Below are 26,631 nucleotides of genomic sequence, written 5' to 3' on the forward strand. Positions count from 1 at the left end.
ACTGCAAGGGGGGCTCATGAGACGAAGAGCGAGCGCGAGATCGGTTCTCGCGGCGGGCGCACTGCTGGTCGGCGGCCTGGCCGCCGCACCGCACGCCCAGGCCAGCGGCGCCGCGAAGCCGGCCGCCGATGATCCGGCGGCCGTCAAGGTGTACGAGGCAGAGGTCACCGAGAAGCAGATACCGATCCTCATCAAGGCGGGTCAGGACGCCCATGAACTCGCCGGACAGGTGTCCGGCGGCGGCGCCGCCCGGGTCGAGGTCTATCTGACCGAGGGGCAGGCCAAGGCGGTCGAACGCCAGGGGGTCGAGCTCAGCGAACAGAAGGTCTCCGCCGCGGCGGAGAAGCGGCTCAAGGCCGCGGGGGACGGTGTCTTCCGGCCCTACAGCGGCAAGGGCGGGCTCCAGGAGGAGATCGTCAAGACCGGACAGGCCCACCCCGACCTCACCAAGGTCGTCTCCATCGGCAAGACGCTCCAGGGCAAGGACATCCTCGCGCTCAAGATCTCCAAGGGCGCCAAGAAGTCCAAGGACGGCTCCAAGCCGTCCACGCTCTACATGTCCAACCAGCACGCGCGCGAGTGGATCACCCCCGAGATGACCCGCCGCCTGATGCACCACTACCTGGACAACTACGGCAAGGACCAGCGCGTCACCAAGCTCGTGAACTCCACCGAGCTGTGGTTCGTGCTCTCCGCCAACCCCGACGGCTACGACTTCACGCACGCCGCTGAGGCCAACCGCCAGTGGCGCAAGAACCTGCGCGACATCGACGGCGACGGCCAGATCGCCCCGGGCGACGGCGTCGACCTCAACCGTAACTTCACCTACAAGTGGGGCTACGACAACGAGGGTTCGTCCCCCGACCCGTCGAACGAGACCTACCGCGGCTCGGGACCGATGTCCGAGCCCGAGACCAAGGCCATCGACCGGTTCGAGAAGCGCATCGGCTTCACGTACGGCATCAACTACCACTCCGCGGCCGAACTGCTCCTCTACGGAGTGGGCTGGCAGGTCGCCACGCCGACGCCGGACGACGTGCTCTACAAGGCGCTGGCCGGGACACCCGAGAAGTCCGCCATCCCTGGCTACCACCCGCAGGTCTCCTCGGAGCTCTACACCACCAACGGTGAGGCCGACGGCCACGCGGGCAACGTCAACGGCATGTCGATGTTCACCCCGGAGATGTCCACCTGCCAGACCGCGTCGAACATCGACCCCAATGACGCCTGGAAGCCCGAGGACTGCGCCTCCGTCTTCACCTTCCCGGACGACGAGAAGCTGATCCAGCAGGAGTTCGCGAAGAACGTGCCCTTCGCGCTCGCCGTCGCCGAGACGGCGCTCCACCCCGACCAGCCCGTCTCCGTCACCGGCATCGACGCCCCCGACTTCACCCCTGACGCCTTCGCCACGTCGTACGCGCGCGGCAAGGACCAGGAAGTCGCCGTCACCGCCCGCAAGTCGGTGCGCGACAAGGAGCTCAAGTACCGCGTCAACGGCGGCCGCACCCAGGACGAGGGGCTCAAGGCCTGGAAGGGCGGCGAGACCTACGGCGGCGAGGACAACCTCTACTTCGACGAGTACCGCGCCGAGGTCGAGGACGCGCGCGTGGGCGACAAGGTCGAGGTGTGGTTCACCGGCCGTACGAAGAAGGGCAGCCGCACCGAGAGCGAGCACTTCACGTACACCGTGGCCGAGCGGCCCAAGGCCGACACGCTCGTCGTCGCCGAGGAGGGCGCGACGGCCACCCAGACCCAGAAGTACGTCGACGCCGTGAAGGCCAACGGCCGCACTGCCGCCGTCTGGGACGTGGCCAAGCAGGGCGCCCCGCACCCGCTCGGCGTCCTGGCGCACTTCTCCGCCGTCGTGCACTACACGGGTGACCCGGTGCCCGGCGCCGCCACCCAACTGGCCCTGCGCGACTATCTCAACGAGGGCGGCAAGCTGATCGAGTCCGGCGAGCGGACCGGCGGCGACGTCGACCTCGGCGAGGCCCTCACCGACGACTTCGCGCAGTACTACCTCGGCGCGTACGAGCGGCTGAGCGCGCCCGGCGTCACCAGCTTCGCCGGTACCGGCGCACTCGCCGGGGTGAACACCCCGCTGGCCGGCACCGACACCAACCCGCTGGACAAGGCGGGCCGCTTCACCGTCACCTCCGACAACCTGCCCGCCAAGCAGTTCCCGCAGTTCAAGAGCGCGGCAGCCGGCTCCTACCCGGGCCTGACCAACCCGTACGCGCCCTTCGCGGGCCAGGGCATGGCCTCGGCCACCCACGCGGACCAGGACTGGAAGCGGCTCACCCACACCATCGACCTGACCGGTGTCACGGCCGCCGACCAGCCCGAGCTGCGGTTCGAGCTGAACTGGAACCTGGAGACCGGCTACGACCACGGCGTCCTGGAGGCGCACACCACGGGCGCCGACGACTGGACGACGCTGCCGGACAAGAACGGCAACTCCAAGAGCGCCGTGCCCGCCGAGTGCGAGGCCGGGTTCCTCATCAACCTCCACCCGTTCCTGCGCCACTACCTGACCCCCGGCGCGGGCGGCTGCACGGCCTCCGGCACCACCGGCGCCTGGAACAGCTTCACCGGCTCCTCCGGCGGCTGGAAGCCGGTCGCCTTCGACCTGAGCCCCTACGCGGGCAAGAAGATCGAGGTCTCGCTCAGCTCCATCACCGACCCGTCCACCGGAGGCCGCGGCCTCTTCGCCGACGACGCGCAGGTGGTCGTCCGCGGCAACGCGGTCGAGACCGAGGGATTCGAGTCCTCGCTCGGCTCCTGGGCCGTCGCTCCGGCCCCTGCCGGAAGTCCTCACATCACGGGCGACTGGGCCCGGACCGGGGAGCTCTACAAGCCCTATGCGGCGGTTACAGCGCGTGACAGCGTGCTGCTCGGCTTCGGGTTCGAGCACGTGCCCGGAAGTGCCGAAAGAGCCGCTCTTATGGGCGCCTCCCTGGCACATCTGCGCGGCTGACGCTGCGTAATCGGGACCAAGGTCCCGGTGGCCCGTATTCCTACTGGGGGGTACGGGCCACAGTGCCGCCCACGGGCCCTCTCGATGTCACCTCGGAGCCCTTGGAGAGGTAGGGTCGGAGGCGGTCGGGGACATCCCATACAACTCGCCGGCGTCTAAAACCGGCGTACCAACGAGGAGATCGGTTCGTGACGATCCGCGTAGGCATCAACGGCTTTGGCCGCATCGGTCGCAACTACTTCCGCGCGCTGCTCGAGCAGGGTGCGGACATCGAGATCGTGGCTGTCAACGACCTGGGTGACACCGCGACCACCGCTCACCTTCTGAAGTACGACACCATCCTGGGCCGTCTCAAGGCCGAGGTGTCGCACACCGAGGACACCATCACCGTCGACGGTCACACCATCAAGGTGCTGTCCGAGCGCAACCCCGCGGACATCCCGTGGGGCCAGCTGGGCGTCGACATCGTGATCGAGTCCACGGGCATCTTCACGAAGAAGGCCGACGCCGAGAAGCACATCGCCGGCGGTGCCAAGAAGGTCCTCATCTCGGCTCCGGCCAAGGACGAGGACATCACCATCGTGATGGGCGTCAACCAGGAGAAGTACGACGCGGCCAACCACCACGTCATCTCCAACGCCTCCTGCACCACCAACTGCGTGGCGCCGATGGCCAAGGTTCTCGACGAGAACTTCGGCATCGTCAAGGGCCTGATGACGACGGTCCACGCGTACACCAACGACCAGCGCATCCTGGACTTCCCGCACTCGGACCTGCGCCGCGCCCGCGCCGCCGCCGAGAACATCATTCCGACCACGACCGGTGCCGCCAAGGCCACCGCCCTGGTCCTCCCCCAGCTCAAGGGCAAGCTCGACGGCATCGCGATGCGCGTCCCGGTTCCCACCGGTTCCGCCACCGACCTCGTCGTCGACCTGCAGCGCGAGGTCACCAAGGACGAGGTCAACGCCGCGTTCAAGAAGGCCGCCGACGACGGCGCCCTCAAGGGCATCCTCTTCTACACCGAGGACCCGATCGTGTCGTCGGACATCGTGAGCGACCCGGCCTCCTGCACCTTCGACTCCTCCCTGACCATGGTCCAGGAGGGCAAGACGGTGAAGATCCTCGGCTGGTACGACAACGAGTGGGGCTACTCCAACCGCCTCGTCGACCTCACGGTCTTCGTCGGCGGCCAGCTCTGATATCCAGAGCAGGCACCTCGATGTGAGCACAGGGTCCGGACCGCGCAACGCCGCGCGCTCCGGGCCCTGTTGCGCGTCCGCCCTCCCAAGGAGTCCTGGAGTCCAGTCATGAAGACGATCGACGAACTTCTCGCCGAAGGGGTCGAAGGCAAGCGGGTCTTCGTCCGCGCCGACCTCAATGTGCCGCTCGCCGACGGCACCATCACCGACGACGGCCGCATCCGCGCCGTCCTGCCGACCGTCAAGGCGCTCGCCGGCGCGGGCGCCAAGGTCGTCGTCGCCTCGCACCTGGGCCGCCCCAAGGGCGCCCCGGACCCCGCCTTCTCGCTGCTGCCCGCCGCCGAGCGGCTCGGTGAACTCCTGGGCGCGCCCGTCGCGTTCGCGCAGGACACCGTGGGCCCCGCCGCGCACGACGCGGTCGACGGGCTCCAGCCCGGCCAGGTCGCCGTCATCGAGAACCTGCGCTTCAACGCCGGCGAGACCAGCAAGGACGACACCGAGCGCGGCGAGTTCGCCGACCGCCTCGCCGCCCTCGCCGACGTCTACGTGGGCGACGGCTTCGGTGCCGTGCACCGCAAGCACGCGTCCGTGTACGACCTGCCGGGCAAGCTGCCGCACTACGCGGGCTACCTGATCGCCACCGAGGTCGGCGTCCTCAAGAAGCTCACCGAGGACGTGAAGCGCCCGTACACCGTCATCCTCGGCGGCGCCAAGGTCTCCGACAAGCTCGCCGTCATCGACGAGCTGCTCGGCAAGGCCGACCGCCTGCTCATCGGCGGCGGCATGGCGTACACCTTCCTCAAGGCCAAGGGCTACGAGGTCGGCATCTCCCTCCTCCAGGAGGACCAGATCCCGGTCGTCACGGAGTACATGGAGCGCGCCGAGAAGAGCGGCGTCGAGCTCGTCCTGCCCGTCGACGTCCTGGTCGCCACGGACTTCCCCGACCTGAAGACGAAGGCCCCCGCCGACTTCAAGACCGTCGCCGCGGACCAGATCCCCTCGGACATGGAGGGCCTGGACATCGGCCCCCAAACCCGCGAGCTCTTCGCCACGAAGATCGCGGACGCCGAGACCGTCTTCTGGAACGGCCCGGTCGGCGTCGCCGAGCACCCCGACTACGCCGAGGGCACGGCGGCCGTCGCGCGGGCGCTGCTCAACTGTGACGGCTTCACCGTGGTCGGGGGCGGCGACTCGGCCGCGGCCGTCCGCAACCTAGGCTTCGACGAGAACGCATTCGGCCACATTTCCACCGGTGGCGGCGCCTCCCTCGAATACCTCGAGGGCAAGACGCTCCCCGGCCTCGCGGCACTGGAGAACTGACACCTGATGACTACCCGTACCCCGCTGATGGCGGGCAACTGGAAGATGAACCTCAACCACCTCGAGGCCATCGCCCACGTCCAGAAGCTGGCCTTCGCCCTGGCGGACAAGGACTACGAGGCCTGCGAGGTCGCCGTCCTGCCGCCCTTCACCGACCTGCGCTCCGTGCAGACCCTGGTGGACGGCGACAAGCTCAAGATCAAGTACGGCGCCCAGGACATCTCGGCGCACGACTCCGGTGCCTACACCGGCGAGATCTCGGGCCCGATGCTGACCAAGCTGAAGTGCACCTACGTCGCCGTGGGCCACTCCGAGCGCCGTCAGTACCACAACGAGACCGACGAGATCTGCAACGCCAAGGTGAAGGCCGCCTACCAGCACGGCCTGACCCCGATCCTCTGCGTCGGCGAGGGCCTGGACATCCGCAAGGCCGGTCAGCAGGTCCAGTACACGCTGAACCAGCTCGACGGCGGCCTCAAGGACGTCCCGGCCGAGCAGGCCGAGTCCATCGTCATCGCCTACGAGCCCGTCTGGGCGATCGGCACCGGCGAGGTCGCGACCCCCGAGGACGCGCAGGAGGTCTGCGGCGCGATCCGCGGCCGGCTCGCCGAGCTGTACTCGCAGGAGCTCGCCGACAAGGTGCGCATCCAGTACGGCGGCTCCGTGAAGTCCGGCAACGTCGCGGCGATCATGGCGCAGCCCGACGTGGACGGCGCCCTGGTGGGCGGCGCGGCCCTCGACTCGGACGAGTTCGTCAAGATCGTGCGCTTCCGCGACCAGTGAGTATGCGCTAGCGGCAATACGTCGTACCCTTGCGGGGGCCGGGCCGCCTCGAATTCCGAGGCTCCGGCCCCCGTCGTCGATACAGAGTCGATTCAGATCCGAGGAAGTTGGTCCAGCCGTGGTTATGGGGTTCTCGATCGCCCTGATCGTCTTCAGCGCTCTGATGATGCTGCTGGTGCTGATGCACAAGGGCAAGGGCGGCGGTCTCTCCGACATGTTCGGTGGCGGCATGCAGTCGTCCGTCGGTGGCTCTTCCGTCGCGGAGCGCAATCTCGACCGCATCACCGTCGTGGTCGGTCTGCTGTGGTTCGCGTGCATTGTCGCGCTGGGGCTGCTCATGAAGGCGAACAACTAGCGCCAGGCACTGTCCGCTTGTCCGGTGCGGGCTCGCGTGCGCGGCTTATCATGGGGCTTGCGTCCAAGGGTGGGGTGTAACTCCCAACACTGGACGCGCGTTGGGCCTTACGTAAACTGAGGCGCCCGCAGCAGCACCATCACGCAGGGAGTTACGACCGTGGCAAGTGGCAACGCGATCCGAGGAAGTCGGGTCGGGGCGGGGCCGATGGGCGAGGCCGAGCGCGGTGAGTCCGCGCCGCGACTGCGCATCTCCTTCTGGTGCTCCAACGGGCACGAGACGCAGCCGAGCTTCGCCAGCGACGCGCAGGTTCCCGATACTTGGGACTGCCCCCGCTGCGGCTTTCCGGCCGGTCAGGACCGGGACAACCCGCCGGACCCGCCGCGCACCGAGCCGTACAAGACGCATCTGGCGTATGTGCGTGAGCGGCGCAGCGACGCGGACGGCGAGGCGATTCTCGCGGAGGCGCTCGCCAAACTGCGGGGCGAGATCTAGCACTTGAGAACCGGCCGGACACCGAATAGGTGTCCGGCCGGTTTCTTGTTTCCGTACGGGTGGGGACAGACGGTTTCAGACATCTCATACCGCCCTCTGATCGATTAGGTTGGAGGGTGCAGCGGGGCAATTGACGTACGTGGGTACGAGAGAAGGCTGAAGTCCGAGATGAACGCAGATAGCCGCACGAGGCTCGACCAGACGTCCGAGTGGGCGGCGCTCAGCAAGCACCGGGAGCAGCTCGGGGAGGTGCAGCTGCGGGAGCTGTTCGCCGCGGATCCGGCGCGCGGCACGGCGTACACCCTCCAGGTCGGCGACCTGCACCTCGACTACTCCAAGCACCTCGTCACCGGCGAGACGCTGACGCTGCTGCGCGAGCTGGCCGTCGCGACCGACGTCTTCGGGCTGCGGGACGCGATGTTCCGCGGCGAGAAGATCAACACGACCGAGGACCGCGCCGTCCTGCACACGGCGCTGCGCGCCCCGCGCGACGCCGTCGTCGAGGTCGACGGCGAGAACGTGGTGCCCGCGGTGCACGCCGTCCTGGACAAGATGAGCACCTTCTCGCGGAAGGTCCGCTCCGGCGAGTGGACCGGTCACACCGGCAAGCGCATCAAGAACGTCGTCAACATCGGTATCGGCGGTTCCGACCTCGGTCCCGCGATGGCGTACGAGGTGCTGCGCTCCTTCACCGACCGCGACCTCACGGTCCGCTTCGTGTCGAACGTGGACGGCGCCGACCTGCACGAGGCGGTCCGCGACCTCGACCCGGCCGAGACGCTGTTCGTCATCGCCTCGAAGACCTTCACCACCATCGAGACGATCACGAACGCGACGTCGGCGCGCGACTGGCTGCTCACCGGCCTTAAGGCCTCGTCCGACGCCGTCGCCAAGCACTTCGTGGCCCTGTCGACCAATGCCGAGAAGGTCTCCGACTTCGGCATCGACACGGCCAACATGTTCGAGTTCTGGGACTGGGTCGGCGGCCGCTACTCGTACGACTCGGCGATCGGTCTCTCCCTGATGATCGCCATCGGGCCCGACCGCTTCCGCGAGATGCTCGACGGCTTCCACCTCGTCGACGAGCACTTCCGCACCGCGCCCGCCGAGTCCAACGTGCCGTTGCTGATGGGCCTGTTGGGCGTCTGGTACGGCAACTTCCACGACGCGCAGTCGCACGCGGTCCTGCCGTACTCGCACTACCTCTCCAAGTTCACCGCCTACCTCCAGCAGCTGGACATGGAGTCCAACGGCAAGTACGTCGGGCGGGACGGCAAGGAGGTCGGCTGGCAGACCGGCCCCGTCGTGTGGGGCACGCCGGGTACCAACGGGCAGCACGCGTACTACCAACTCATCCACCAGGGCACGAAGTTGATCCCGGCGGACTTCATCGGCTTCGCCGAGCCCGTCGCCGATCTGCTGCCGGGCCTGGTGGCCCAGCACGACCTGCTGATGGCCAACTTCTTCGCGCAGACGCAGGCGTTGGCGTTCGGCAAGACGCCGGACGAGGTGCGTGCGGAGGGCGTCGCCGAGGAGCTCGTCCCGCACAAGACGTTCAAGGGCAACCACCCGACGACGACGATCCTCGCGAAGTCCCTGACGCCCTCGGTCCTCGGCCAGCTCATCGCGCTCTACGAGCACAAGGTGTTCGTGCAGGGCGCGATCTGGAACATCGACTCCTTCGACCAGTGGGGCGTCGAGCTCGGCAAGGTCCTCGCCAAGCGCGTCGAGCCCGCGCTCACCGAGGGCGCGGAGGTGCCCGACCTGGACGGGTCGACCACGGCGCTGGTCGCCAAGTACCGGGATCTGCGCGGCCGTTGATCCCCTCGGGTCGTTGAACCCGGGCGTTAATCGGATGCGGGCGTACCGCCCGGCGGGTGACACTGCTTCGGCTCTGTCACCCGCCGGGAGGGACCCCGTCATGGACCAGCTGCTCGCCGCGCTCGCCGACCCCGAGAGACTCCGGCTCTACGCGCGCATAGTCCTCGACGAACTCCCGCCCCGCGAGGAGGACTCGCCTGCCGCCCGCAAACACCTGGGCCGCCTGCTCGCCAACGGCCTCGTGGAACGCCTCCCCGACGGCTCGCTCCGCGCCGACGCGGCCGTCTTCCGCCGTGCCCCCGGCCCCGTGGACACCCACCCCACGGTCCCACGCCGCCTCACCGGCTTCTTCACCCACGGCCGCCTCACCACCATCCCCGTCCGCCCCGTGGTCCGCCACGAACTCCTCGTCCACCTCACGGACACCCTCTTCGACACGGACCGCAGCTACAGCGAACGCGAGATCAACGACGCGTTCCGCACGGTCCACGACGACACGGCGGCACTGCGGAGGCACTGCGTCACGGATGGCCTGCTGGTGCGGGCACAGGACGGGAGCAGCTACCGGCGGGTGCTGGTGGACGCGTAAGGGCCCCGCACCGGTTCGGTGCGGGGCCCTCGTCGCGTACTGCGGAAAGCGCTCAGGCCACAGCCGGGGGATACAGCTCCGGGGGGAGCTGGGAGGCTGCTGCTGTGTCCAGGAGCCAGAGGGTGCGGGAGCGGCCGTAGGCGCCTGCCGCGGGGGCCTGGATCTCGCCCGTGCCCGACAGGGCGATGGCCGCGGCCTTCGCCTTGTCCTCGCCCGCCGCGAGCAGCCAGACCTCGCGGGCCGACCTGATCGCGGGGAGCGTGAGCGTGACGCGGGTCGGCGGGGGCTTCGGCGCGCCGTGCACGCCGACCACCGTGCGCTCCGTCTCGCGCACCGCGGGGAGCTCCGGGAAGAGCGACGCGACGTGCGTGTCGGGACCGACGCCGAGCATCAGGACGTCGAAGGTCGGCACCGGGCCGTGGTCCTCGGGCCCCGCCGCCGCGGCGAGTTCGGCCGCGTAGACCTCCGCCGCCGCGTCCGCCTCGTACGGGCCGTCGGACGCGGGCATCGGGTGCACCCGCGCCGGATTGAGCGGCACCGAGTCGAGCAGGGCCTCGCGGGCCTGCGTGTAGTTGCGCTCGGGGTCGCCGTCCGGCAGGAAACGCTCGTCGCCCCACCACAGGTCGAGCCGCGACCAGTCGATCGCGTCCCGCGCGGGGGCCGAACTCAGCGCCGCGAGAAGGCCGTTGCCGTTGCGGCCGCCGGTGAGGACCACCGACGCGTAGCCGCGGGCGGCCTGCGCGTCGACGATCTTCGTGATGAGGCGGGCCGCGGCGGCCCGCGCCATCAGTTCCTTGTCGCGGTGGACGACGAGCTGCGGGGCGCCGGTCACTTCGCCGCCGCCTTCTTGGCGGCGGCCTTCTTCGCGGGGGCCGCCTTCTTCGGCTCGTCGGCGGCCTCCTTCTCGCCGTCCGCCGCGGCCGGCGGCTCCGAGACCTCGCCGAGCCGGTCCACGCCGTACTTCAGCGCCGACGCGTAGGTGTCGTCCGGGTCCAGGCGCCGCAGCTCCTCCGCGATCAGCTCGGACGTCTCACGGCGCTTGAGCGCGACCGCGCGGTCCGGCTGGCCCTGGATGGAGAGCGTCGCGAGCGAACCGTCGGCCCGGTCGAGCACGATGGGACCGCAGGTGGTCTCCATGCGTACGCCGGTGAGCCCAGGCCCCGCCGACAGCGAGCGCTTCACGGGGACGTCGAGCCGGTCCGCGAGCCACATCGCGAGCAGCTCGCAGCTCGGGTTGAACTCCTCGCCCTCCACCTCGACCGAGGTGACCTTGCAGGTGACCTGGTCGAGCGCGGCCGCGAGCATGGAGCGCCACGGGGTGATCCGGGACCAGGACAGGTCCGTGTCGCCGGGGGTGTACGCCTCGGCGCGGGCGGTCAGCTCGTGGATCGGCTGCTCGGCCGCGTAGGTGTCCGTGACGCGGCGCTGGGCCAGCGCCCCGAGCGGGTCCTTGGCGGGGTCCAGCGGCGCGTTCACCGGCCACCAGACGACCACGGGGGCGTCGGGAAGCAGCAGCGGGAGCACGACCGACTGGGCGTGGTTGATGACCTCGCCGTACAGGCGCAGGACCACCGTCTCGCCGGTGCCCGCCTCGACGCCGACCCGTACCTCCGCGTCCAGCCGCGACGTGGTGCGGTCGCGGGGGGAGCGGGCGGCGCGCTTGATGACCACGAGGGTGCGCGAGGGGTGCTCGCGGGACGCCTCGTTGGCGGCCTTCAGGGAGTCGTAGGCGTTCTCCTCGTCGGTGACGATGACGAGGGTCAGCACCATGCCGACGGCCGGGGTGCCGATGGCACGGCGGCCCTGCACGAGCGCCTTGTTGATCTTGCTGGACGTGGTGTCCGTAAGGTCGATCTTCATGGCCGACGCCAGCTCCGTCCGTCTCGTGCGAGCATTTCGTCCGCCTCGGTCGGGCCCCAGGTGCCTGCCGGGTACTGCGCGGGCTTGCCGTGCTTGTCCCAGTACTGCTCGATCGGGTCGAGGATGTTCCAGGACAGCTCGACCTCCTCCGTGCGCGGGAAGAGGTTGGCGTCGCCGAGCAGGACGTCCAGGATGAGCCGCTCGTACGCCTCGGGGCTGGACTCGGTGAAGGACTCGCCGTACGCGAAGTCCATCGACACGTCCCGGATCTCCATGGAGGTGCCGGGCACCTTGGAGCCGAAGCGGACCGTGATGCCCTCGTCCGGCTGGACGCGGATGACGATCGCGTTCTGCCCGAGCTCCTCGGTGGCGGTGTGGTCGAAGGGGGAGTGGGGCGCGCGCTGGAAGACCACCGCGATCTCCGTCACCCGTCGGCCGAGCCGCTTGCCGGTGCGCAGGTAGAACGGCACGCCCGCCCAACGGCGGTTGTCCACCTGCAACTTGATGGCCGCGTAGGTGTCGGTCTTCGACTTGGGGTCGATGCCGTCTTCCTGGAGGTAGCCGACGGCCTTCTCGCCGCCCTGCCACCCCGCGGAGTACTGCCCGCGCACGGTGTCCTTGCCGAGGTCCTTCGGCAGCTTCACCGCGCCGAGCACCTTCGCCTTCTCGGCGACGAGCGCGTCCGCGTCGAAGGAGGCGGGCTCCTCCATCGCGGTCAGGGCCATCAGCTGGAGCAGGTGGTTCTGGATGACGTCACGGGCGGCGCCGATGCCGTCGTAGTAGCCGGCGCGGCCGCCGATGCCGATGTCCTCGGCCATCGTGATCTGGATGTGGTCCACGTACGACCGGTTCCAGATCGGCTCGAACATCTGGTTGGCGAAGCGCAGCGCCAGGATGTTCTGGACGGTCTCCTTGCCGAGGTAGTGGTCGATCCGGAACACCTGGTCCGGGGCGAACACCTCGTGCACGATCGCGTTCAGGTCCTGGGCGGACGCCAGGTCGTGGCCGAACGGCTTCTCGATGACCGCACGGCGCCAGGAGCCCTTGGGAGCGTCCGCCAGCTCGTGCTTCTTGAGCTGCTGGACGACCTGCGGGAAGAACTTCGGGGGCACCGAGAGGTAGAAGGCGAAGTTGCCGCCCGTGCCCTGGGCCTTGTCGAGGTCCTGGATGGTGGCCTTGAGCTGCTCGAAGGCGTCGTCGTCGTCGAAGTTGCCCTGGACGAAGCGCATGCCCTGGATGAGCTGCTGCCAGACCTCCTCGCGGAAGGGCGTCCGCGCGTGCTTCTTGACGGAGTCGTGCACCTCCTGCGCGAAGTCCTCGTCCTGCCACTCGCGGCGGGCGAAACCAATGAGGGAGAAGCCCGGCGGAAGCAGACCGCGGTTGGCGAGGTCGTAGACGGCGGGCATCAACTTTTTACGGGACAAATCGCCCGTGACGCCAAAGATGACCAGGCCCGACGGCCCCGCGATACGCGGGAGCCGTCGGTCTGCGGCGTCACGAAGCGGGTTAGCTCCATGAACTGCGGACAAGGTGGTCAGCCCTTCGAAGGGGCGAGGCGCTTGAGCTCTGCCTCGGTGGACTTGAGCAGGTCGTTCCAGGCGGCCTCGAACTTCTCGACGCCCTCGTCCTCGAGGAGCTGCACGACGTCGTCGTACGAGATGCCGAGCTTCTCCACGGCGGCGATCTCGGCGCGCGCGGCGTCGTAGGTGCCCGCGATGGTGTTGCCGGTGATCGAGCCGTGGTCGGCGGTGGCCTCCAGGGTCGCCTCCGGCATGGTGTTCACCGTGTTCGGCGCGACGAGGTCGTCGACGTACAGGGTGTCCTTGTACGCCGGGTCCTTGACGCCGGTCGAGGCCCACAGCGGACGCTGCTTGTTGGCCTGCGCCTTGTCGAGCGCGGCCCAGCGGTCCGAGGAGAAGACCTCCTCGTACGCCTCGTAGGCGAGCCGGGCGTTGGCGAGCGCGGCCTTGCCCTTGAGGGCCTTGGCCTCGTCCGTGCCGATGCCGTCCAGGCGCTTGTCGATCTCGGTGTCCACGCGGGACACGAAGAAGGACGCCACCGAGTGGATCTTGGCGAGGTCCAGGCCGCGCTCCTTGGCCTTCTCCAAGCCGGCCAGGAAGGCGTCCATGACCTCGCGGTAACGCTCCAGCGAGAAGATCAGCGTGACGTTGACGCTGATGCCGAGGCCGATGACCTCGGTGATCGCCGGGAGACCCGCCTTGGTGGCCGGGATCTTGATGAGCGTGTTCGGGCGGTCCACCAGCCAGGCGAGCTGCTTGGCCTCGGCGACCGTGGCCGCCGTGTCGTGCGCCAGGCGCGGGTCGACCTCGATCGACACGCGACCGTCCTGGCCGCTCGTCGCGTCGAAGACCGGGCGCAGGATGTCGGCGGCGTCACGGACGTCCGCCGTCGTGATCATGCGGATGGCCTCTTCGACGGTGACCTTGCGGGCGGCGAGGTCGGCGAGCTGCTGCTCGTAGCCGTCGCCCGACGAGATCGCCTTCTGGAAGATCGACGGGTTGGTCGTGACGCCCACGACGTGCTGCTGGTCGATCAGTTCGGCGAGGTTGCCGGACGTGATCCGCTTGCGCGACAGGTCGTCCAGCCAGATCGCGACGCCCTCTTCGGAGAGGCGCTTCAGTGCGTCTGTCATGGAAAATACATCTCCTACTTGGTCGTATGTCGGCGTCAGCGCTGAGCGGCGTCGATCGATTCCCGGGCGGCCGCGACCACGTTCTCGGCGGTGAAACCGAACTCGCGGAAGAGGACCTTGCCGTCCGCCGAAGCGCCGAAGTGCTCCAGCGAGACGATGCGGCCGGCGTCGCCCACGTACTTGTGCCAGGTCAGGCCGATGCCCGCCTCGACGGCCACGCGTGCCTTGACGGACGGCGGAAGCACGCTCTCGCGGTACTCCTGGTCCTGCTCCTCGAACCACTCGACGCACGGCATCGAGACGACGCGCGTCGGGACGCCCGCGGCCTGCAGCTGCTCGCGCGCCTCGACGGCGAGCTGCACCTCGGAGCCGGTGCCGATGAGGACGACCTCGGGCGAGCCCCCCTCGGCCTCGAACAGGACGTAACCGCCCTTGGCCGCGTCCTCGTCGCGCTCGTACGTCGGCACGCCCTGACGGGTCAGCGCGAGCCCGTGCGGGGCGCCCTTGCCGAACTCCTTGGTGTAGCGCTTGAGGATCTCGTGCCACGCGACAGCCGTCTCGTTGGCGTCGGCCGGGCGCACGACGTTCAGGCCCGGGATGGCGCGCAGCGAGGCCAGGTGCTCGACCGGCTGGTGCGTCGGGCCGTCCTCACCGAGACCGATGGAGTCGTGCGTCCACACGTACGTCACCGGAAGGTGCATCAGCGCCGACAGGCGGACGGCGTTGCGCATGTAGTCGGAGAACACCAGGAAGGTGCCGCCGTAGACGCGGGTGCCGCCGTGCAGCGCGATGCCGTTCATCTCCGCGGCCATGGAGTGCTCGCGGATGCCGTAGTGGATCGTGCGGCCGTACGGGTCCGCCTCCGGCAGCGGGTTGTCCGCGGGCAGGAAGGAGCTCGTCTTGTCGATCGTCGTGTTGTTCGAGCCCGCGAGGTCGGCGGAGCCGCCCCACAGCTCGGGGACGACCGCGCCGAGCGCCTGGAGGATCTTGCCGGACGCGGCACGCGTGGCGACGCCCTTGCCGGTCTCGAACGCCGGGATCTTCGCTTCCCAGCCCTCGGGCAGCTCGCCCGCGGCGATGCGGTCGAACTCGGCGGCGCGCTCGGAGTTGGCGGTGCGCCAGGCGGCGAAGCCCTTCTCCCACTCGGCCTTGGCCTCGCGGCCGCGGTCGAGCGCCTCGCGGGTGTGCGCGATGACCTCGTCGGAGACCTCGAAGCTCTGCTCCGGGTCGAAGCCGAGGACGCGCTTGGTGGCGGCCACTTCCTCGTCGCCGAGCGCCGAGCCGTGCGCGGCCTCGGTGTTCTGCGCGTTGGGCGCGGGCCAGGCGATGATCGAGCGCATCGCGATGAAGGACGGCTTGTCCGTCACGGCCTTGGCGGCCTGGATCGCGGCGTAGAGGGCGGCCGGGTCGAGGTCGCCGTCCTCCTTGGGTGCCACGCGCTGCACGTGCCAGCCGTACGCCTCGTACCGCTTGACGGTGTCCTCGGAGACCGCGGTCTCCGTGTCGCCCTCGATCGAGATGTGGTTGTCGTCCCACAGCAGGATCAGGTTGCCGAGCTTCTGGTGCCCGGCGAGCGAGGACGCCTCCGAGGAGATGCCCTCCTGGAGGCAGCCGTCGCCGGCGATGGCGTAGATGTAGTGGTCGAACGGGGAGGTGCCCGCGGCCGCCTCCGGGTCGAAAAGACCGCGCTCGTAGCGGGCCGCCATCGCCATGCCCACGGCGTTGGCGACGCCCTGGCCGAGCGGGCCCGTCGTCGTCTCCACGCCGACCGTGTGGCCGTACTCCGGGTGGCCGGGGGTCTTGGAGCCCCAGGTCCGGAAGGCCTTCAGGTCGTCCAGCTCCAGGCCGAAGCCGGCCAGGTAGAGCTGGGTGTAGAGGGTCAGGGACGAGTGGCCCGCGGAGAGCACGAACCGGTCGCGGCCGGTCCACTCGGCGTCCGCCGGGTCGTGCCGCATCACCTTCTGGAAGAGGGTGTACGCGGCGGGCGCGAGGCTCATGGCCGTACCGGGATGGCCGTTGCCGACCTTCTGTACGGAATCCATGGCCAGGACGCGAGCGGTGTCAACAGCTCGCTGGTCCAGTTCGGTCCACTCGAGGTCTGTGGTGGTCGGCTTGGTGCTCACCCTGAGTCAGGGCTCCTCTCCACATGTCGAATGCCGGCGATGTAGATCCCACCGGCCGATGTCGAGCCTACCGCTGGTGGAACGTGCATTTTTTCGAGTCATTCCAGACTGCCGGGACATGCCGGGATCCGCCTCCTGAAAGGAAAGCGCGGGGATTCACCATGTGAATAAAGGGGTGCTCATGTGACCGCTCAAAGGGTCGGATACACCGCTCATGTGACCGCCCGTCCGGCCACCCGCGCCGCGCGCCCGGCCGCTCAACACGACCCCACCCCCGCGAAGGGCGAGGTATGGGCAACGTCTACAGTGGCGTGGTACGCGCGAGCCTTTACCGGATCTTCATGTCAGAAGGTGCTGGTCGGCTCGCTGGGATGTCTCTGTCAGGGGTGTGCGTGACGGCCGTTGAATCCCGTCCAGCGGGGGTTTCCGGGACGGACATTAGCCCGAGCCATCGGCCGTTCGGGGCCCGTGTCAAGGCGTTCGTGGCGCTGACCAAGCCGCGGATCATCGAACTCCTCCTCATCACCACCGTTCCGGTGATGTTCCTGGCCGAACAGGGCGTGCCCGACCTGTGGCTGGTCTTCGTGACCTGCCTGGGCGGCTACCTCTCGGCCGGTGGCGCCAACGCGCTGAACATGTACATCGACCGCGACATCGACGCCCTGATGGACCGCACGTCGCAGCGGCCACTGGTCACGGGCATGGTGAGCCCGCGCGAGTGCCTGGTCTTCGGCATCACGCTCGGTGTCGTATCGACCCTGCTGTTCGGCCTCGCGGTCAACTGGCTCTCCGCCTGGCTCTCGCTCGGCGCGCTGCTTTTTTACGTGGTCGTCTACACGATGATCCTCAAGCGGCGCACCTCGCAGAACATCGTGTGGGGCGGCATCGCGGGCTGTCTGCCGGTCCTCATCGGCTGGTCCTCGGTCACCAACTCCATGTCGTGGGCGCCGATCATCCTCTTCCTGGTGATGTTCTTCTGGACGCCGCCGCACTACTGGCCGCTCTCCATGAAGGTCAAGGACGACTACGCGCGCGTGGGCGTGCCGATGCTGCCCGTCGTCGCCTCCAACAAGGTGGTCGCCCGGCAGATCGTCCTCTACAGCTGGGTGATGGTCGCCGTCTCCCTGCTGCTCCAGCCGCTGGGCTACACGGGCTGGTTCTACACGGTGGTCGCCCTCGTCACCGGCGGCTGGTGGCTGTGGGAGGCGCACGGGTTGCAGAACCGGGCCAAGGCGGAGATCACCGGCGGGAAGCTCAAGGAGATGCGGCTGTTCCACTGGTCGATCACCTATGTCTCGCTGCTCTTCGTCGCCGTCGCGGTGGACCCGTTCCTTCGGTAGTTCGTTTTCCGCGGGCCGGAGGGGGCTGGTCGCGCAGTTCCCCGCGCCCCTTAAGGGCGCCCCCGTAACGGGGGCGCCCTTTCGTGGTCCACGCCACGTCGCGCGCCTGTCGCCACATGGGCTACTCGTCGGTAGCATCCTGCCCATGGCAGAGACGCAGCAGGTGGACGAGAGCAAGCAGGCCGCCAAGGACGAGCGCCGAGCGGCCAAGCTGGCCAAGGAGATCAGCTCCTTCGCGCAGGCGCACGGCGGTGCCGAGGGGCAGATCGCGTACATCGGCCGCAAGGGCGCCCGCATCGTCCTCGTCGGCGACGACGGCGGCTGGGGCGACCTGGTCGCGCCGACCTACGGGGTCGCGCGCAGCGCCGTGGAGAAGGCCGGGATCACCGTCCACGAGGACTTCGACGGCGACTTCGCCGCCAAGGTGGAGACCGGCCCCTACGAGTGGTCGCGCATGGCCGGCATCCAGATCGGCGGCCCGAGCAACGGCTGACGGACACCCGCCGCCGCTGCCGATCGGGCCCCCTCCCGGGCACCTGTTCGAGCCCCGGAGACTGTCCGAAAGCAACACCTGACACCCGGGTCACCCGTTAGGACCGTAGGAGCAAGGTCCACTCAGCGGGAGCCCGCATGATCGAAACGCCGTCACTGGTGGATCAGTACTGCCATGGCGTTCTCCGTACGGAACTGGGCCTCGGCACCTTCGAGGCCCACCTCGGCCGGGGCGAGGGACCACCCGCCCCCGGCACCACCTTCTTCGACACCCAGACCGGCTTCGCGGTACGCCGCTGGTGTCCGCCCCTGCTCGGCCTGGAGCAGCACTGCCCGCCCGCCCGCTATCTCGCCCGCCGCCGCGAACTGGGCGTACTGGAATCGGGGCGGCGCCTGCTGCGCGGCAGCGGCATCACCACCTACCTCGTCGACACCGGCCTGCCCGGGGACCTGACGGGACCCGGCGAGATGGCGTCCACCGGGGACGCCGAGGCCCGCGAGATCGTCCGCCTGGAGTTACTGGCCGAGCAGGTCGCCGACACCTCGGGCACCGCGGACTCGTTCCTCGCCAATCTCGCCGAGTCCGTGCACGCGGCCGCCGGGGGAGCCGTCGCCTTCACCTCGGTCGCGGGCGTGCGGCATCCGCTCGCGCTCGCCGCGGAGCCGCCGGGGCCCGGCGAGGTGCGCGGCGCCGTGGGGCGCTGGCTCGCGGGGCGGCAGGTCGGCGGCGAACTGACCGACCCGGTGCTGCTGCGGCACCTGCTGTGGATCGCCGTGGCCTCCGGGCTGCCGCTCCAACTGCACGCGGGGGCCGGTGACCCGCAGACGTACTTCGGGGACTTCGCGCGGGCCACCGCGGGGCTCGGCACCGATCTGGTGCTGCTGCACGGCTACCCGTACCACCGCAGCGCCGCGCACCTGGCGGCCGTCTTCCCGCACGTGTTCGCGGACCTGGGGCCCGCGCTCGTGCGCACCGGGGCCAGGGCGGCGGCCGTCCTCTCGGAGATCCTGGAGCTCGCGCCCTTCGGCAAGCTGCTGTTCTCCAGCGGCGCCCACGGACTGCCCGAACTGCACGTCGTCGGCGCGCACCTGTTCCGCGAGGCGCTCGGGCGGGTGCTCGGCACCTGGGTCGCCGAGGGGGCCTGGTCGCTCACCGACGCGCAGCGCGTGGCGGAGCTGATCGCCGCGGGCAACGCCCGCCGGGTGTACGGACTCTCAGACGGACGAGAGCTGTGAGTCGTCGGCCTGGGCGGGCAGTCCCGCCGTGCCGTGCGGACGCTCGCGCAGCGCGAGCAGCACCCGCATCACACCGATCCAGACCAGGCACGAGCCGAACATGTGCAGGCCGACCAGGACCTCCGGCAGGTCCGTGAAGTACTGGACGTAGCCGATGACGCCCTGCGCGAGCAGGATCAGGAACAGGTCGCGGGTGCGCGAGAGCGGGCCGCGCGGGGCGTCGACCGCCTTGAGGACGAACCACAGGGCGAACGTCAGGGTCACCACGATCCAGGCGAGCACCGCGTGCAGCTTGCTGACGGTCTCCCAGTCGAAGCCCATCCGCGGCACCTCGCTGGAGTCGCCCGCGTGCGGACCCGAGCCGGTCACGACCGTACCGATCGCGATCAGCAGCACGGAGGCCGCGACCAGGAACCAGACGAGCTGCACGACGGCCTTGCCGACCAGCGGGCGCGGCTGAGCGTCGCCCTCGCGAATGCGCTGCCACATCGTGACGGCGACCGCGATCAGGGCGGTGGAGAGCAGGAAGTGCGCCGCGACCGTCCACGGGTTGAGGCCGACGAGGACCACGATGCCGCCGAGCACGGCGTTGCCCATGACCAGCCAGAACTGGACCCAGCCGAGCCGGGTCACGCTGCGCCGCATCGGCTTCTGCGAGCGGGCGGCGATGATCGCCCAGCCGACGGCGGCGCACAGCACGTACGTCAGCATGCGGTTGCCGAACTCGACGAAGCCGTGGAAGCCCATCTCGCTGGTCGCGGTCAGGGACTCCTCGGTGCACTTGGGCCATGTCGGGCAGCCCAGGCCGGAGCCGGTCAGCCGGACGGCGCCGCCCGTCACCACGATGAGCACGGTCATCGCGAGGGAGATGAAGGCCGCCTGCTGGACGGTCCGCTGGGTGGGAGTCCAACGCTCGGCGATGAAGGCGAGCGGGTTCCGCACGGCTTGAGCGACGTCGTCTCGGGTCACGTTTGGCACGCGCCCTATCGTAGGGGGCCGCTTGTGCAACCTTTCACGAGGGGGACGAGTTGTCCCAGAGCGACCGGTGGATGCGGGTGGCGCGGGCCCGCAGTTCCGCGGCGCGCGCCGGGTCCTGGGCGCAGTCCGCGAGGAACTCGTAGACCGCGACGAGCGAGGGGTGGCCCTCGCCCAGGCTGGCCACGAAGATGCGCTCCGCCGTGCGCAGTTCGCGCTCGGCGCCCTCGCGGTCGCCCGCCGCGCGCAGCACGGGTCCGAGCCGCGAGAGCGTCTTGGCCCGGTAGTGGTGGTCGGGTCCGTACGCGGTGACGTAGATCTCCTCGGCCTCGCGCAGGGTGTCGATCGCCCGGTGCAGCTGTCCCTGCGCCCACTGGAGCGAGCCCAGCTTGTTGAGACAGGCGGCATAGGTGTGCGCCTCCGTCGTACGGCGCTTGCCGAGCAGGGCGAGGACGGGGCCGAGCAGTTCGTGCGCCCTGGCGAGGTGTGCCTGGGCCTGGGCGCGCAGCCGGCGCTTGCGCAGCGGATTGCGGGTGTCCCGGGACGCGGCCCTGCACCGCTGGCCCTTGCGGCGCAGCACGTCCGCGAGGAACTTGGCGACCTGCGCCGTCTCGAAGTCCTCCTCGCCGCGCTTGCTGCGGAACACCTCGTGCGCCGCCGAGAGCTCGCGCTCCGCGGTGTCCAGGTCGCCGCGGTCCTGCGCCACGATCCCCACGTCGCGGCGGAGCATGGCGCGGAACACCACGTGCTCCTCAAGGCCGGTGGAGCCGCCGCCGCCGACCAGGGCGCCGGCCCGCTCGTAGCAGTCGAGCGCGTCGGTGTGCCGCCCCGCGTTGCGGTGGATCATCCCGGCCTCCTGCTCGGTGACCGCCCAGTCGATGACCTCCCAGCCCGAGCCCTGGAACTCGTAGATGCGCAGCGCCGCCTCCAGATAGCCGCTCGCCTCCCGGAAGCGGTTGCGCTCGCGCAGGATGCCGCCGAACAGCCGGCAGCACTGCGCCCGCACCTGCTGGAAGGCGTCGTCGTCCTTGTGGGCGTCGCACAGCGCGAGCGCCCTGCGGCAGGCCGCCTCCGCCGTGTCGAGGTGGGCGAGCAGGTAGTGCTGGCGGGCGATGGCGAGATGGGCCGTCGCCAGGCACTGTTCGGAGCCGGTGCCCAGGCCGCGCAGCTCCGCCTCCCTGCCGAAGAAGCCGAGGGCGCTCTTCCACTCGCAGCGGTGGTTCTGGTAGCCGCCCGCCCGGTGCAGCAGCCGCACCAGCGCCTCCGGGTCCCTGGCCGCGCCCAGTTCGCCGTCGCTGTCGGCGGCCCAGGCGGGCTCGGCGGTCACCGCGTCGACGTGCGGCATCAGCCGCTCGCAGGCCACCCGGGATTCGAGCTGCTCGGGGGCGAGCGGGAAGGCCGCCTCGATCAGCCGGACCGCGGCCTGCGACCACTCCAGGCGCTCGTGGCCGGTCAGCCGGGAGCGGATGAAGATCTGCACCCGGGGGTGGATGCCGTACGTCACCGGTTCGGTGCGGCCGTCGCCGTGGCGGGTCATCAGGGAGTGGTCGACCAGCTTGAGGACGAGCCGGGTGAAGGCCAGCTGGTCGTCCATGACGAGCCGTAGCCGGTCGGGCAGGACCGAGCGGTAGCGGAAGAGCGTGGCGCGCGGCACGTCCTCGGAGGCCAGGAAGCTGCACAGCCGCATCAGGTCCTCGGCGGCGGGCTGCTGCGCGCCGATCCGCTCGATCGCCAGCTCGAAGGTCTTGGCGTCGCTGTCGGCGGTCTGCGCGGAGAGCCGCTGCAAGTACTCCTCGTAGTCCTCGCCGTCGACGCCGATCTCGGCCTGCTCGATGTACGCGCCCGCCTGTTCGAGGGCGAGCGGCTGCCAGCCGAGCTGCGTCCCGAGCCTGCGCAGCCGCTCGTCGGCGGCCGAACCGGTCCGCTTGCGCAGGAAGGCCAGGCCGTCGGCCTCGTCGTAGACGGCGAGTTCGAGGGGGTCGGGGCAGAGGCCGGTCCAGCCCTCGCGCAGCTGGGTGGTGATCAGGATCTCGCCGACGCCCTCGGGCGGCAGCAGGGGCTGTAACCCCTGCTGGTGGTCGACGGGCCCCTCGCCGGGCTGTCCGGAGTCGTCGAGCTGGACGTTGTCGTACACGAGCAGCCAGTCGGGATGGTCGCGCAGCCAGCTCCACAGGCGGGTCAGGACGACGGTCTTGGACTCGTGGTAGGTGATGCCGATCAGGGTGGCGAGTTCGAGCAGATCGCACAGGAGCCGGTCGGGGCTGGTCGCGTTGAGCCACCGGGTCAGGCTGTGCTCGGCCAGGGTGTCGTGCGCGTACGCCGTGGCCAGCTGGGACTTGCCGACGCCGCCGGTGCCGTGCACGACGCCGACGCGGCGGCCCTTGGGGCCCTTGGCGGGCCGCAGCGTCCTTTCCAGGCGGGCGAGTTCCTTCTTGCGGCCCACGAAGTACCGCGAGCGGAAGGGGAGGTTGTTGGGCGGGACGGCGCGCACGGCGGCCTCGGCCGTGCCGCTCTCCTGGGTCGCGGGCCGGGCGACCAGGACGAGCGCGAGGACGGCGAGCACGATGAGGACGACGAAGACCACGAGGACGGGGCCGCTCGTCTTCTCCTTGATGATCCCCATCAGGGCGATGGCCAGGGCGGAGACCGCGGTGGTGCCGGTGGCGAGCCGTCTGATGCCGACGGCGAACCGCTTGCGCGTGACGGCGAACTGCTTGCGGGCGCCGATGAATACACCGGAATTTGATACGGACATCAGTTCCCCCTGTCTGCCTCCCCCGCGCAGTGCGCAGTACAGTCCCATTCTCGGGGGAAAGCCCGGCCCGCCGGAATATCGCCGCAGTGGATTCTGCGGCTAGCATCTGCGCTTCGCGGATTCGACGGTACGGAGGCGGCATGGACCTCGGCACGATGGATCAACCCCCGGGGGTCGGGATGGATATCGCGTTGGTCCACTGGTCCTTTCCCCCCAGCGTGGGCGGGGTGGAATCCCACCTCTGGGACTATTCACGGCTGTTGGCACTGCGCGGACACCGGGTCACCGTCCTGACCGGCACACCGGGCGCGCAGTGCCCGGGTCAACCGGGCGTCGAGGTGCTCACCCACCCGGCGCTCGACCTGGCCAGGCTCGACCCGGGACCCGACGATCCGCAGCGGCTCACCCGGTGGTTCGCCGAGGTGCTGGGCAAGCGCGGCATCAGGCTGGTGCACTGCCACAACCTGCACCACTTCAGCGGGGCCCCCGCCCAGGCCCTTGAGGCGCTGCGCGAACCGCTCCGGCTCGCGCTCTGCCACACGTACCACAGCATCTGGGGCGAGCCAGGACGCGGGGAATCCGTGCTCACGGCGGACCGCTGGGACCGGCACTACGCCGTCTCCGCGTTCATGCGGACCGCCTGCGCCGAGGTGCTCGGGGTGCACGCGGAGCACACCTACCTGGGCATCGACACCGCTCCGTACGCGCGCGTGGCCCCGCTCGACGCCGAGCCGCAGCCGGGCACGGTGCTGCTGCCCGCGCGGCTGATCCCCGACAAGGGGGCCCTGCTCGCGGTCCGCGCGCTCGACCTGATCGTCCGCCGCCGGATGTGCGTATTCAGACCACGGCTGCTGCTTACGGACACCCGCCAGACGGTCGATTTCCACGGCGAGAAGATCGGATTCCGGGAACACGTCGAAAAGGAGATCGAAAAGCGGGAGCTGACCTCCTACGTGGAATTCGCGGAGGACAAGGGTGTCGATCAAATGCCTGATCTCTACGCCGCGTCCACCGTCGTCGTCTATCCCTCGCTTTTCGACGAGCCGATGGGGCTGGCCCCGCTGGAGGCCATGTGCGCGGCGCGGCCCGTCGTGGTGACCCGTATGGGCGGTCTCGACGAGGGCGTCGACAACGACGGGGTGACCGGCTACCTGGTCCCGCGGCAGGACGAGGAACAGCTCGCCGCGCGCCTCGCCGAACTCCTGGAGGACCGGGCGACGGCCCGCCGGATGGGCCTGAGCGGCCGGGCCCACGTCACCGGGCACTTCGATCTGCGCAAGATCTACCTGCGGCGCATGGAGGACGCCTACCGCGAACTCCTCGGGGTCCCGGGAGCGGACGGAGCGTCAGCCGCGGGGGCCGTGACCGGCGTCCGCGCCGGTGTCTGAACCGGCGCCCGACCCGTTCCCCGCGCCGGCGCCCCCACCGGTGTCCACCCGCCAGCCGTCCGGCAGCCCGGTCACCGTCGTACGCCCGGTGCGGTCGATCCGCACCGAGAGGTCCGCGCCCGCCAGGCGCAGACCCGAGACCGCGAGCGGTCCGAGCAGGCCGGGGTGCGGCGGGCGCAGTCCGAGCGCGCGGCGCGGGGCGTCGGGGCGCAGGCCGAGGAGCGCGCCGAGCACCGCGACACCGGATGCCGCGGACCAGCCCTGCGGCCGGCAGGCGGCCGGATAGGCGAGCGGCGCCGGTGAGACGTCGGTGCGGGCGTCGCCGCCGTACAGCTCGGGCATCCGGTACGAGAAGTGGACCGCGGCGTCGAGCAGCCCGTCGGCGAGCGCGGCGGCCTCGGCGTGCCGGCCCGACGTGCACAGGCCCTGCACGGCGATCGCGGTGTCGTGGGTCCACACCGAACCGCCGTGATAGCTCAGCGGGTTGAAGCCGGGCACCGCCGCCGACCTGCTGCGCAGCCCCCAGCCGGAGTTCAGCTCGGGCGAGGCGAGCCAGGCGGCGACGTCGGCGCAGCCCGCCCCGTCGAGGATGCCGGTGCCGAGCAGCTGGCCCATGTTGGAGGCGGGTCCGGTGACCGGGTCGCGGTCGCGGCCGACCGCGATGGCCACGTAGCGCGCGGCGGGGCCCCGGCCCTGCTGGATCCAGAAGGCGTCGGCGAAACGCGCGCGCAGCCGCGCCGCCCAGTCCCGCAGCGTCCGCGCCTGGTGGGTCTCCTTGCGGGAGGCGAGCAGTTCGGCGAGGCCGGTCGCCGCCTCGTACGCGTAGCCCTGCACCTCGCACAGCGCGAGCGGCGGCTCGATGCGGCGGCCCGCGGCGTCGCGCACCGCGTCGGCCGAGTCCTTCCAGGACTGGTGGACCAGGCCGCCGGGGCGCGGGTAGTAGCGCAGCAGCCCGTCCTCGTCGTCGTCCGCGGTCCTGACGATCCACGCCATCGCGCGCTCCGCGTACGGCAGCAGGGCGTCGACGTCCGCGTCGGGCAGGCCCCAGCGCCAGGCGTCGACGAGCAGCGAGACGAAGAGCGGCGTGGCGTCCACGGAGCCGTAGTAGCGGGCGGGCAGGCGCAGGCCGTGGCCGTGCCGGGACTCGGCGGGCCGCAGCTCGTGCAGGATCCGCCCCGGCGCCTCCTCGCGGGACGCGTCGTCGACCGTGCCCTGGCGGCGGGCCAGGGTCCACAGGGTGCCGCGGGCCAGCTCGGTGCCGAGCGGCAGCAGCATGCGGGCCGACCAGATGGAGTCACGGCCGAAGAGGGTCAGGTACCAGGGGCAGCCCGCGGCGATGAACTGGTCGTCGGAACCGTCCGTGCCGTGCCCGCCGGGTCCGCCCGGCCTGCCGTGCCCGCCCGAGCCGTCGGCGAGCCGCAGCGCCCGCAGGTCGGCGAGTCCCTGGCGGACCAGGCCGATGAGGCGCCGGTCGCCGCGGACCACCGGCTCCGACCAGGGCACCTGCGGGCGGGCGGCGGCCGGGTGGCCCGGCGGGTCGGGCACCGCGCGGCCGGTGACGGTGAGCCGGATCAGCCAGGAGCCGCCCGGCGGGAGCTCGACCAGCGGCCAGGTGAAGGTGCCGCCCTTGGGGCCCGCGGCGGTCTCGGGCTGCTCGGGGCAGCCCACGGCGTGCACCCGGGCGTGGCCGGTGGGGGAGTGCCAGGCGAACGCGGCGCCCCCGGCGCGCGTGATGGCCGGGGCGACGGCCCGTCCGGTCAGGCCGCGCTTCACGTCGGCGATGTCGGCGAGGTCCGTGGCGGCGGAGAGCGCGACGTGCAGCGTGCGGGCGACGGTGCCGACGTTGCGGAGCAGCACGGTCTCGCCCGCGCCCGCGGTGCGCTCGCGCTCGACGATCACCGTCGGGTCGTCCGTGCGGTCGCCGTGGTAGCGGTGCACGGCGGTGAAGCGCACCCGGTCGGGCCCCAGCGGCTGGACGCCCACCGGCTCGGGCTCGCGCCGGTCGATCCGCAGGAGCAGGGTGTGCAGGAGCCGCCGGTCGTGGTCGTAGAAGCCGTCGGCCCGCGCGCCGCGGAGCTGACCGTCACGGGGCGACGCGGTGAACGCGGGCGCCGCGACGCAGATCACCACGTCGTGCAGCAGCGGCTGCAGGGCGCGGGCCCGCGGCGGTGCCGGGGCGTCGGACGTGGGTCCGGGTAATTCCGGGGTATCGGCCACGGAACGGGAGTGCCCGCTCTGCGGCCGGGTCACTCCCCGCTCCGCGGCCCGGT

20 protein-coding genes are annotated in these 26,631 nt (G+C 70.5%); 12 read left to right on the forward strand and 8 right to left on the reverse strand.

Going from position 1 to position 26,631, the window contains the following annotated elements; translation table 11 throughout:
- Nucleotides 1–16: 16 nt before the first annotated feature.
- The 8 genes from ACIO9J_RS33805 (at nt 17) to ACIO9J_RS33840 (ending at nt 9,539) form a co-directional block, all read left to right on the forward strand.
- Nucleotides 17–2,977 (forward strand): M14 family zinc carboxypeptidase, encoded by a 2,961-nt coding sequence (locus ACIO9J_RS33805; protein ID WP_402007984.1) that lies wholly within the window; start codon nt 17–19, stop codon nt 2,975–2,977.
- A 188-nt stretch (nt 2,978–3,165) separates the two neighbouring features.
- Nucleotides 3,166–4,176, forward strand: a complete 1,011-nt coding sequence (gene gap, locus ACIO9J_RS33810) for a type I glyceraldehyde-3-phosphate dehydrogenase (protein WP_098241802.1) — start codon at nt 3,166–3,168, stop codon at nt 4,174–4,176.
- 108 nt (nt 4,177–4,284) lie between these two features.
- A complete protein-coding gene (locus ACIO9J_RS33815) occupies nt 4,285–5,496 on the forward strand; it encodes a phosphoglycerate kinase (protein WP_402007987.1) in 1,212 nt (403 codons plus the stop codon).
- 6 nt (nt 5,497–5,502) lie between these two features.
- On the forward strand, nt 5,503–6,279 hold the full coding sequence (gene tpiA, locus ACIO9J_RS33820; RefSeq protein ID WP_402007989.1) for a triose-phosphate isomerase: 777 nt from the start codon (nt 5,503–5,505) through the stop codon (nt 6,277–6,279).
- A 124-nt stretch (nt 6,280–6,403) separates the two neighbouring features.
- Nucleotides 6,404–6,634, forward strand: coding sequence for a preprotein translocase subunit SecG (secG, locus tag ACIO9J_RS33825; protein WP_030784160.1), 231 nt, complete (start codon nt 6,404–6,406; stop codon nt 6,632–6,634).
- A gap of 159 nt (nt 6,635–6,793) precedes the next feature.
- Complete coding sequence (locus ACIO9J_RS33830; RefSeq protein ID WP_003957010.1) at nt 6,794–7,129, forward strand: RNA polymerase-binding protein RbpA; 336 nt, start codon at nt 6,794–6,796, stop codon at nt 7,127–7,129.
- A gap of 168 nt (nt 7,130–7,297) precedes the next feature.
- Nucleotides 7,298–8,950 (forward strand): glucose-6-phosphate isomerase, encoded by a 1,653-nt coding sequence (pgi, locus tag ACIO9J_RS33835; protein WP_402007991.1) that lies wholly within the window; start codon nt 7,298–7,300, stop codon nt 8,948–8,950.
- 100 nt (nt 8,951–9,050) lie between these two features.
- Nucleotides 9,051–9,539, forward strand: coding sequence for a DUF2087 domain-containing protein (locus tag ACIO9J_RS33840; RefSeq protein WP_402007993.1), 489 nt, complete (start codon nt 9,051–9,053; stop codon nt 9,537–9,539).
- Nucleotides 9,540–9,591: 52 nt separating this feature from the next.
- On the opposite strand, the gene pgl is transcribed toward ACIO9J_RS33840, so the two are convergent.
- The 5 genes from pgl to tkt are packed head-to-tail and all read right to left on the reverse strand — an operon-like array spanning nt 9,592 to nt 16,175.
- The gene (gene pgl, locus ACIO9J_RS33845) at nt 9,592–10,371 is read right to left on the reverse strand and encodes a 6-phosphogluconolactonase (RefSeq protein ID WP_402007995.1); all 780 of its coding nucleotides are present in this window, start codon (nt 10,369–10,371) and stop codon (nt 9,592–9,594) included.
- The gene (gene opcA / locus ACIO9J_RS33850) at nt 10,368–11,399 is read right to left on the reverse strand and encodes a glucose-6-phosphate dehydrogenase assembly protein OpcA (protein ID WP_402007997.1); all 1,032 of its coding nucleotides are present in this window, start codon (nt 11,397–11,399) and stop codon (nt 10,368–10,370) included. The genes pgl and opcA overlap by 4 nt, the downstream gene beginning before the upstream one ends.
- Complete coding sequence (gene zwf, locus ACIO9J_RS33855; RefSeq protein ID WP_402007999.1) at nt 11,396–12,928, reverse strand: glucose-6-phosphate dehydrogenase; 1,533 nt, start codon at nt 12,926–12,928, stop codon at nt 11,396–11,398. The genes opcA and zwf overlap by 4 nt, the downstream gene beginning before the upstream one ends.
- A gap of 5 nt (nt 12,929–12,933) precedes the next feature.
- Nucleotides 12,934–14,052 (reverse strand): transaldolase, encoded by a 1,119-nt coding sequence (gene tal / locus ACIO9J_RS33860; protein WP_402008001.1) that lies wholly within the window; start codon nt 14,050–14,052, stop codon nt 12,934–12,936.
- Between the two features lie 35 nt (nt 14,053–14,087).
- Nucleotides 14,088–16,175: a transketolase gene (gene tkt, locus ACIO9J_RS33865; protein ID WP_402008003.1), complete on the reverse strand. Its 2,088-nt coding sequence runs from the start codon at nt 16,173–16,175 to the stop codon at nt 14,088–14,090.
- 386 nt (nt 16,176–16,561) lie between these two features.
- Here tkt and ACIO9J_RS33870 point away from each other — a divergent pair, with 386 nt between their 5' ends.
- From ACIO9J_RS33870 to ACIO9J_RS33880, 3 genes are all read left to right on the forward strand, one after another.
- Nucleotides 16,562–17,515 carry a heme o synthase gene (locus ACIO9J_RS33870; RefSeq protein ID WP_402008347.1) on the forward strand — a complete coding sequence of 318 codons (954 nt, stop codon included), beginning with the start codon at nt 16,562–16,564 and terminating at the stop codon, nt 17,513–17,515.
- Between the two features lie 145 nt (nt 17,516–17,660).
- On the forward strand, nt 17,661–18,008 hold the full coding sequence (locus ACIO9J_RS33875) for a hypothetical protein (protein ID WP_402008005.1): 348 nt from the start codon (nt 17,661–17,663) through the stop codon (nt 18,006–18,008).
- A 137-nt stretch (nt 18,009–18,145) separates the two neighbouring features.
- Nucleotides 18,146–19,243, forward strand: a complete 1,098-nt coding sequence (locus ACIO9J_RS33880; protein ID WP_402008007.1) for an amidohydrolase family protein — start codon at nt 18,146–18,148, stop codon at nt 19,241–19,243.
- Here ACIO9J_RS33880 and ACIO9J_RS33885 read toward each other — a convergent pair.
- Both ACIO9J_RS33885 and ACIO9J_RS33890 read right to left on the reverse strand, forming a co-directional pair.
- Nucleotides 19,223–20,212, reverse strand: coding sequence for a heme A synthase (locus ACIO9J_RS33885; RefSeq protein ID WP_402008349.1), 990 nt, complete (start codon nt 20,210–20,212; stop codon nt 19,223–19,225). The two genes, ACIO9J_RS33880 and ACIO9J_RS33885, sit on opposite strands and share 21 nt — an antisense overlap.
- A gap of 43 nt (nt 20,213–20,255) precedes the next feature.
- Nucleotides 20,256–22,973: a tetratricopeptide repeat protein gene (locus ACIO9J_RS33890; protein WP_402008009.1), complete on the reverse strand. Its 2,718-nt coding sequence runs from the start codon at nt 22,971–22,973 to the stop codon at nt 20,256–20,258.
- 227 nt (nt 22,974–23,200) lie between these two features.
- On the opposite strand from ACIO9J_RS33890, the gene ACIO9J_RS33895 reads away from it, so the two are divergent.
- The gene (locus tag ACIO9J_RS33895) at nt 23,201–24,361 is read left to right on the forward strand and encodes a glycosyltransferase family 4 protein (RefSeq protein ID WP_402008011.1); all 1,161 of its coding nucleotides are present in this window, start codon (nt 23,201–23,203) and stop codon (nt 24,359–24,361) included.
- On the opposite strand, the gene ACIO9J_RS33900 is transcribed toward ACIO9J_RS33895, so the two are convergent.
- Complete coding sequence (locus ACIO9J_RS33900; RefSeq protein WP_402008013.1) at nt 24,320–26,578, reverse strand: glycogen debranching N-terminal domain-containing protein; 2,259 nt, start codon at nt 26,576–26,578, stop codon at nt 24,320–24,322. The two genes, ACIO9J_RS33895 and ACIO9J_RS33900, sit on opposite strands and share 42 nt — an antisense overlap.
- Nucleotides 26,579–26,631 lie beyond the last annotated feature (53 nt).

The organism is Streptomyces sp. NPDC087300 (genome assembly GCF_044744425.1).
Taxonomy (GTDB): domain Bacteria; phylum Actinomycetota; class Actinomycetes; order Streptomycetales; family Streptomycetaceae; genus Streptomyces.

Excerpts from the sequence above, each read along its gene's own strand:
- ACIO9J_RS33805 (WP_402007984.1), top strand. The coding sequence starts at position 17 with ATGAGACGAAGAGCGAGCGCGAGATCGGTTCTCGCGGCGGGCGCACTG.
- ACIO9J_RS33815 (WP_402007987.1), top strand. The coding sequence starts at position 4,285 with ATGAAGACGATCGACGAACTTCTCGCCGAAGGGGTCGAAGGCAAGCGG.
- tpiA (WP_402007989.1), top strand. The coding sequence starts at position 5,503 with ATGACTACCCGTACCCCGCTGATGGCGGGCAACTGGAAGATGAACCTC.
- secG (WP_030784160.1), top strand. The coding sequence starts at position 6,404 with ATGGGGTTCTCGATCGCCCTGATCGTCTTCAGCGCTCTGATGATGCTG.
- pgi (WP_402007991.1), top strand. The coding sequence starts at position 7,298 with ATGAACGCAGATAGCCGCACGAGGCTCGACCAGACGTCCGAGTGGGCG.
- ACIO9J_RS33840 (WP_402007993.1), top strand. The coding sequence starts at position 9,051 with ATGGACCAGCTGCTCGCCGCGCTCGCCGACCCCGAGAGACTCCGGCTC.
- opcA (WP_402007997.1), bottom strand. The coding sequence starts at position 11,399 with ATGAAGATCGACCTTACGGACACCACGTCCAGCAAGATCAACAAGGCG.
- tal (WP_402008001.1), bottom strand. The coding sequence starts at position 14,052 with ATGACAGACGCACTGAAGCGCCTCTCCGAAGAGGGCGTCGCGATCTGG.
- ACIO9J_RS33875 (WP_402008005.1), top strand. The coding sequence starts at position 17,661 with ATGGCAGAGACGCAGCAGGTGGACGAGAGCAAGCAGGCCGCCAAGGAC.
- ACIO9J_RS33880 (WP_402008007.1), top strand. The coding sequence starts at position 18,146 with ATGATCGAAACGCCGTCACTGGTGGATCAGTACTGCCATGGCGTTCTC.
- ACIO9J_RS33890 (WP_402008009.1), bottom strand. The coding sequence starts at position 22,973 with ATGTCCGTATCAAATTCCGGTGTATTCATCGGCGCCCGCAAGCAGTTC.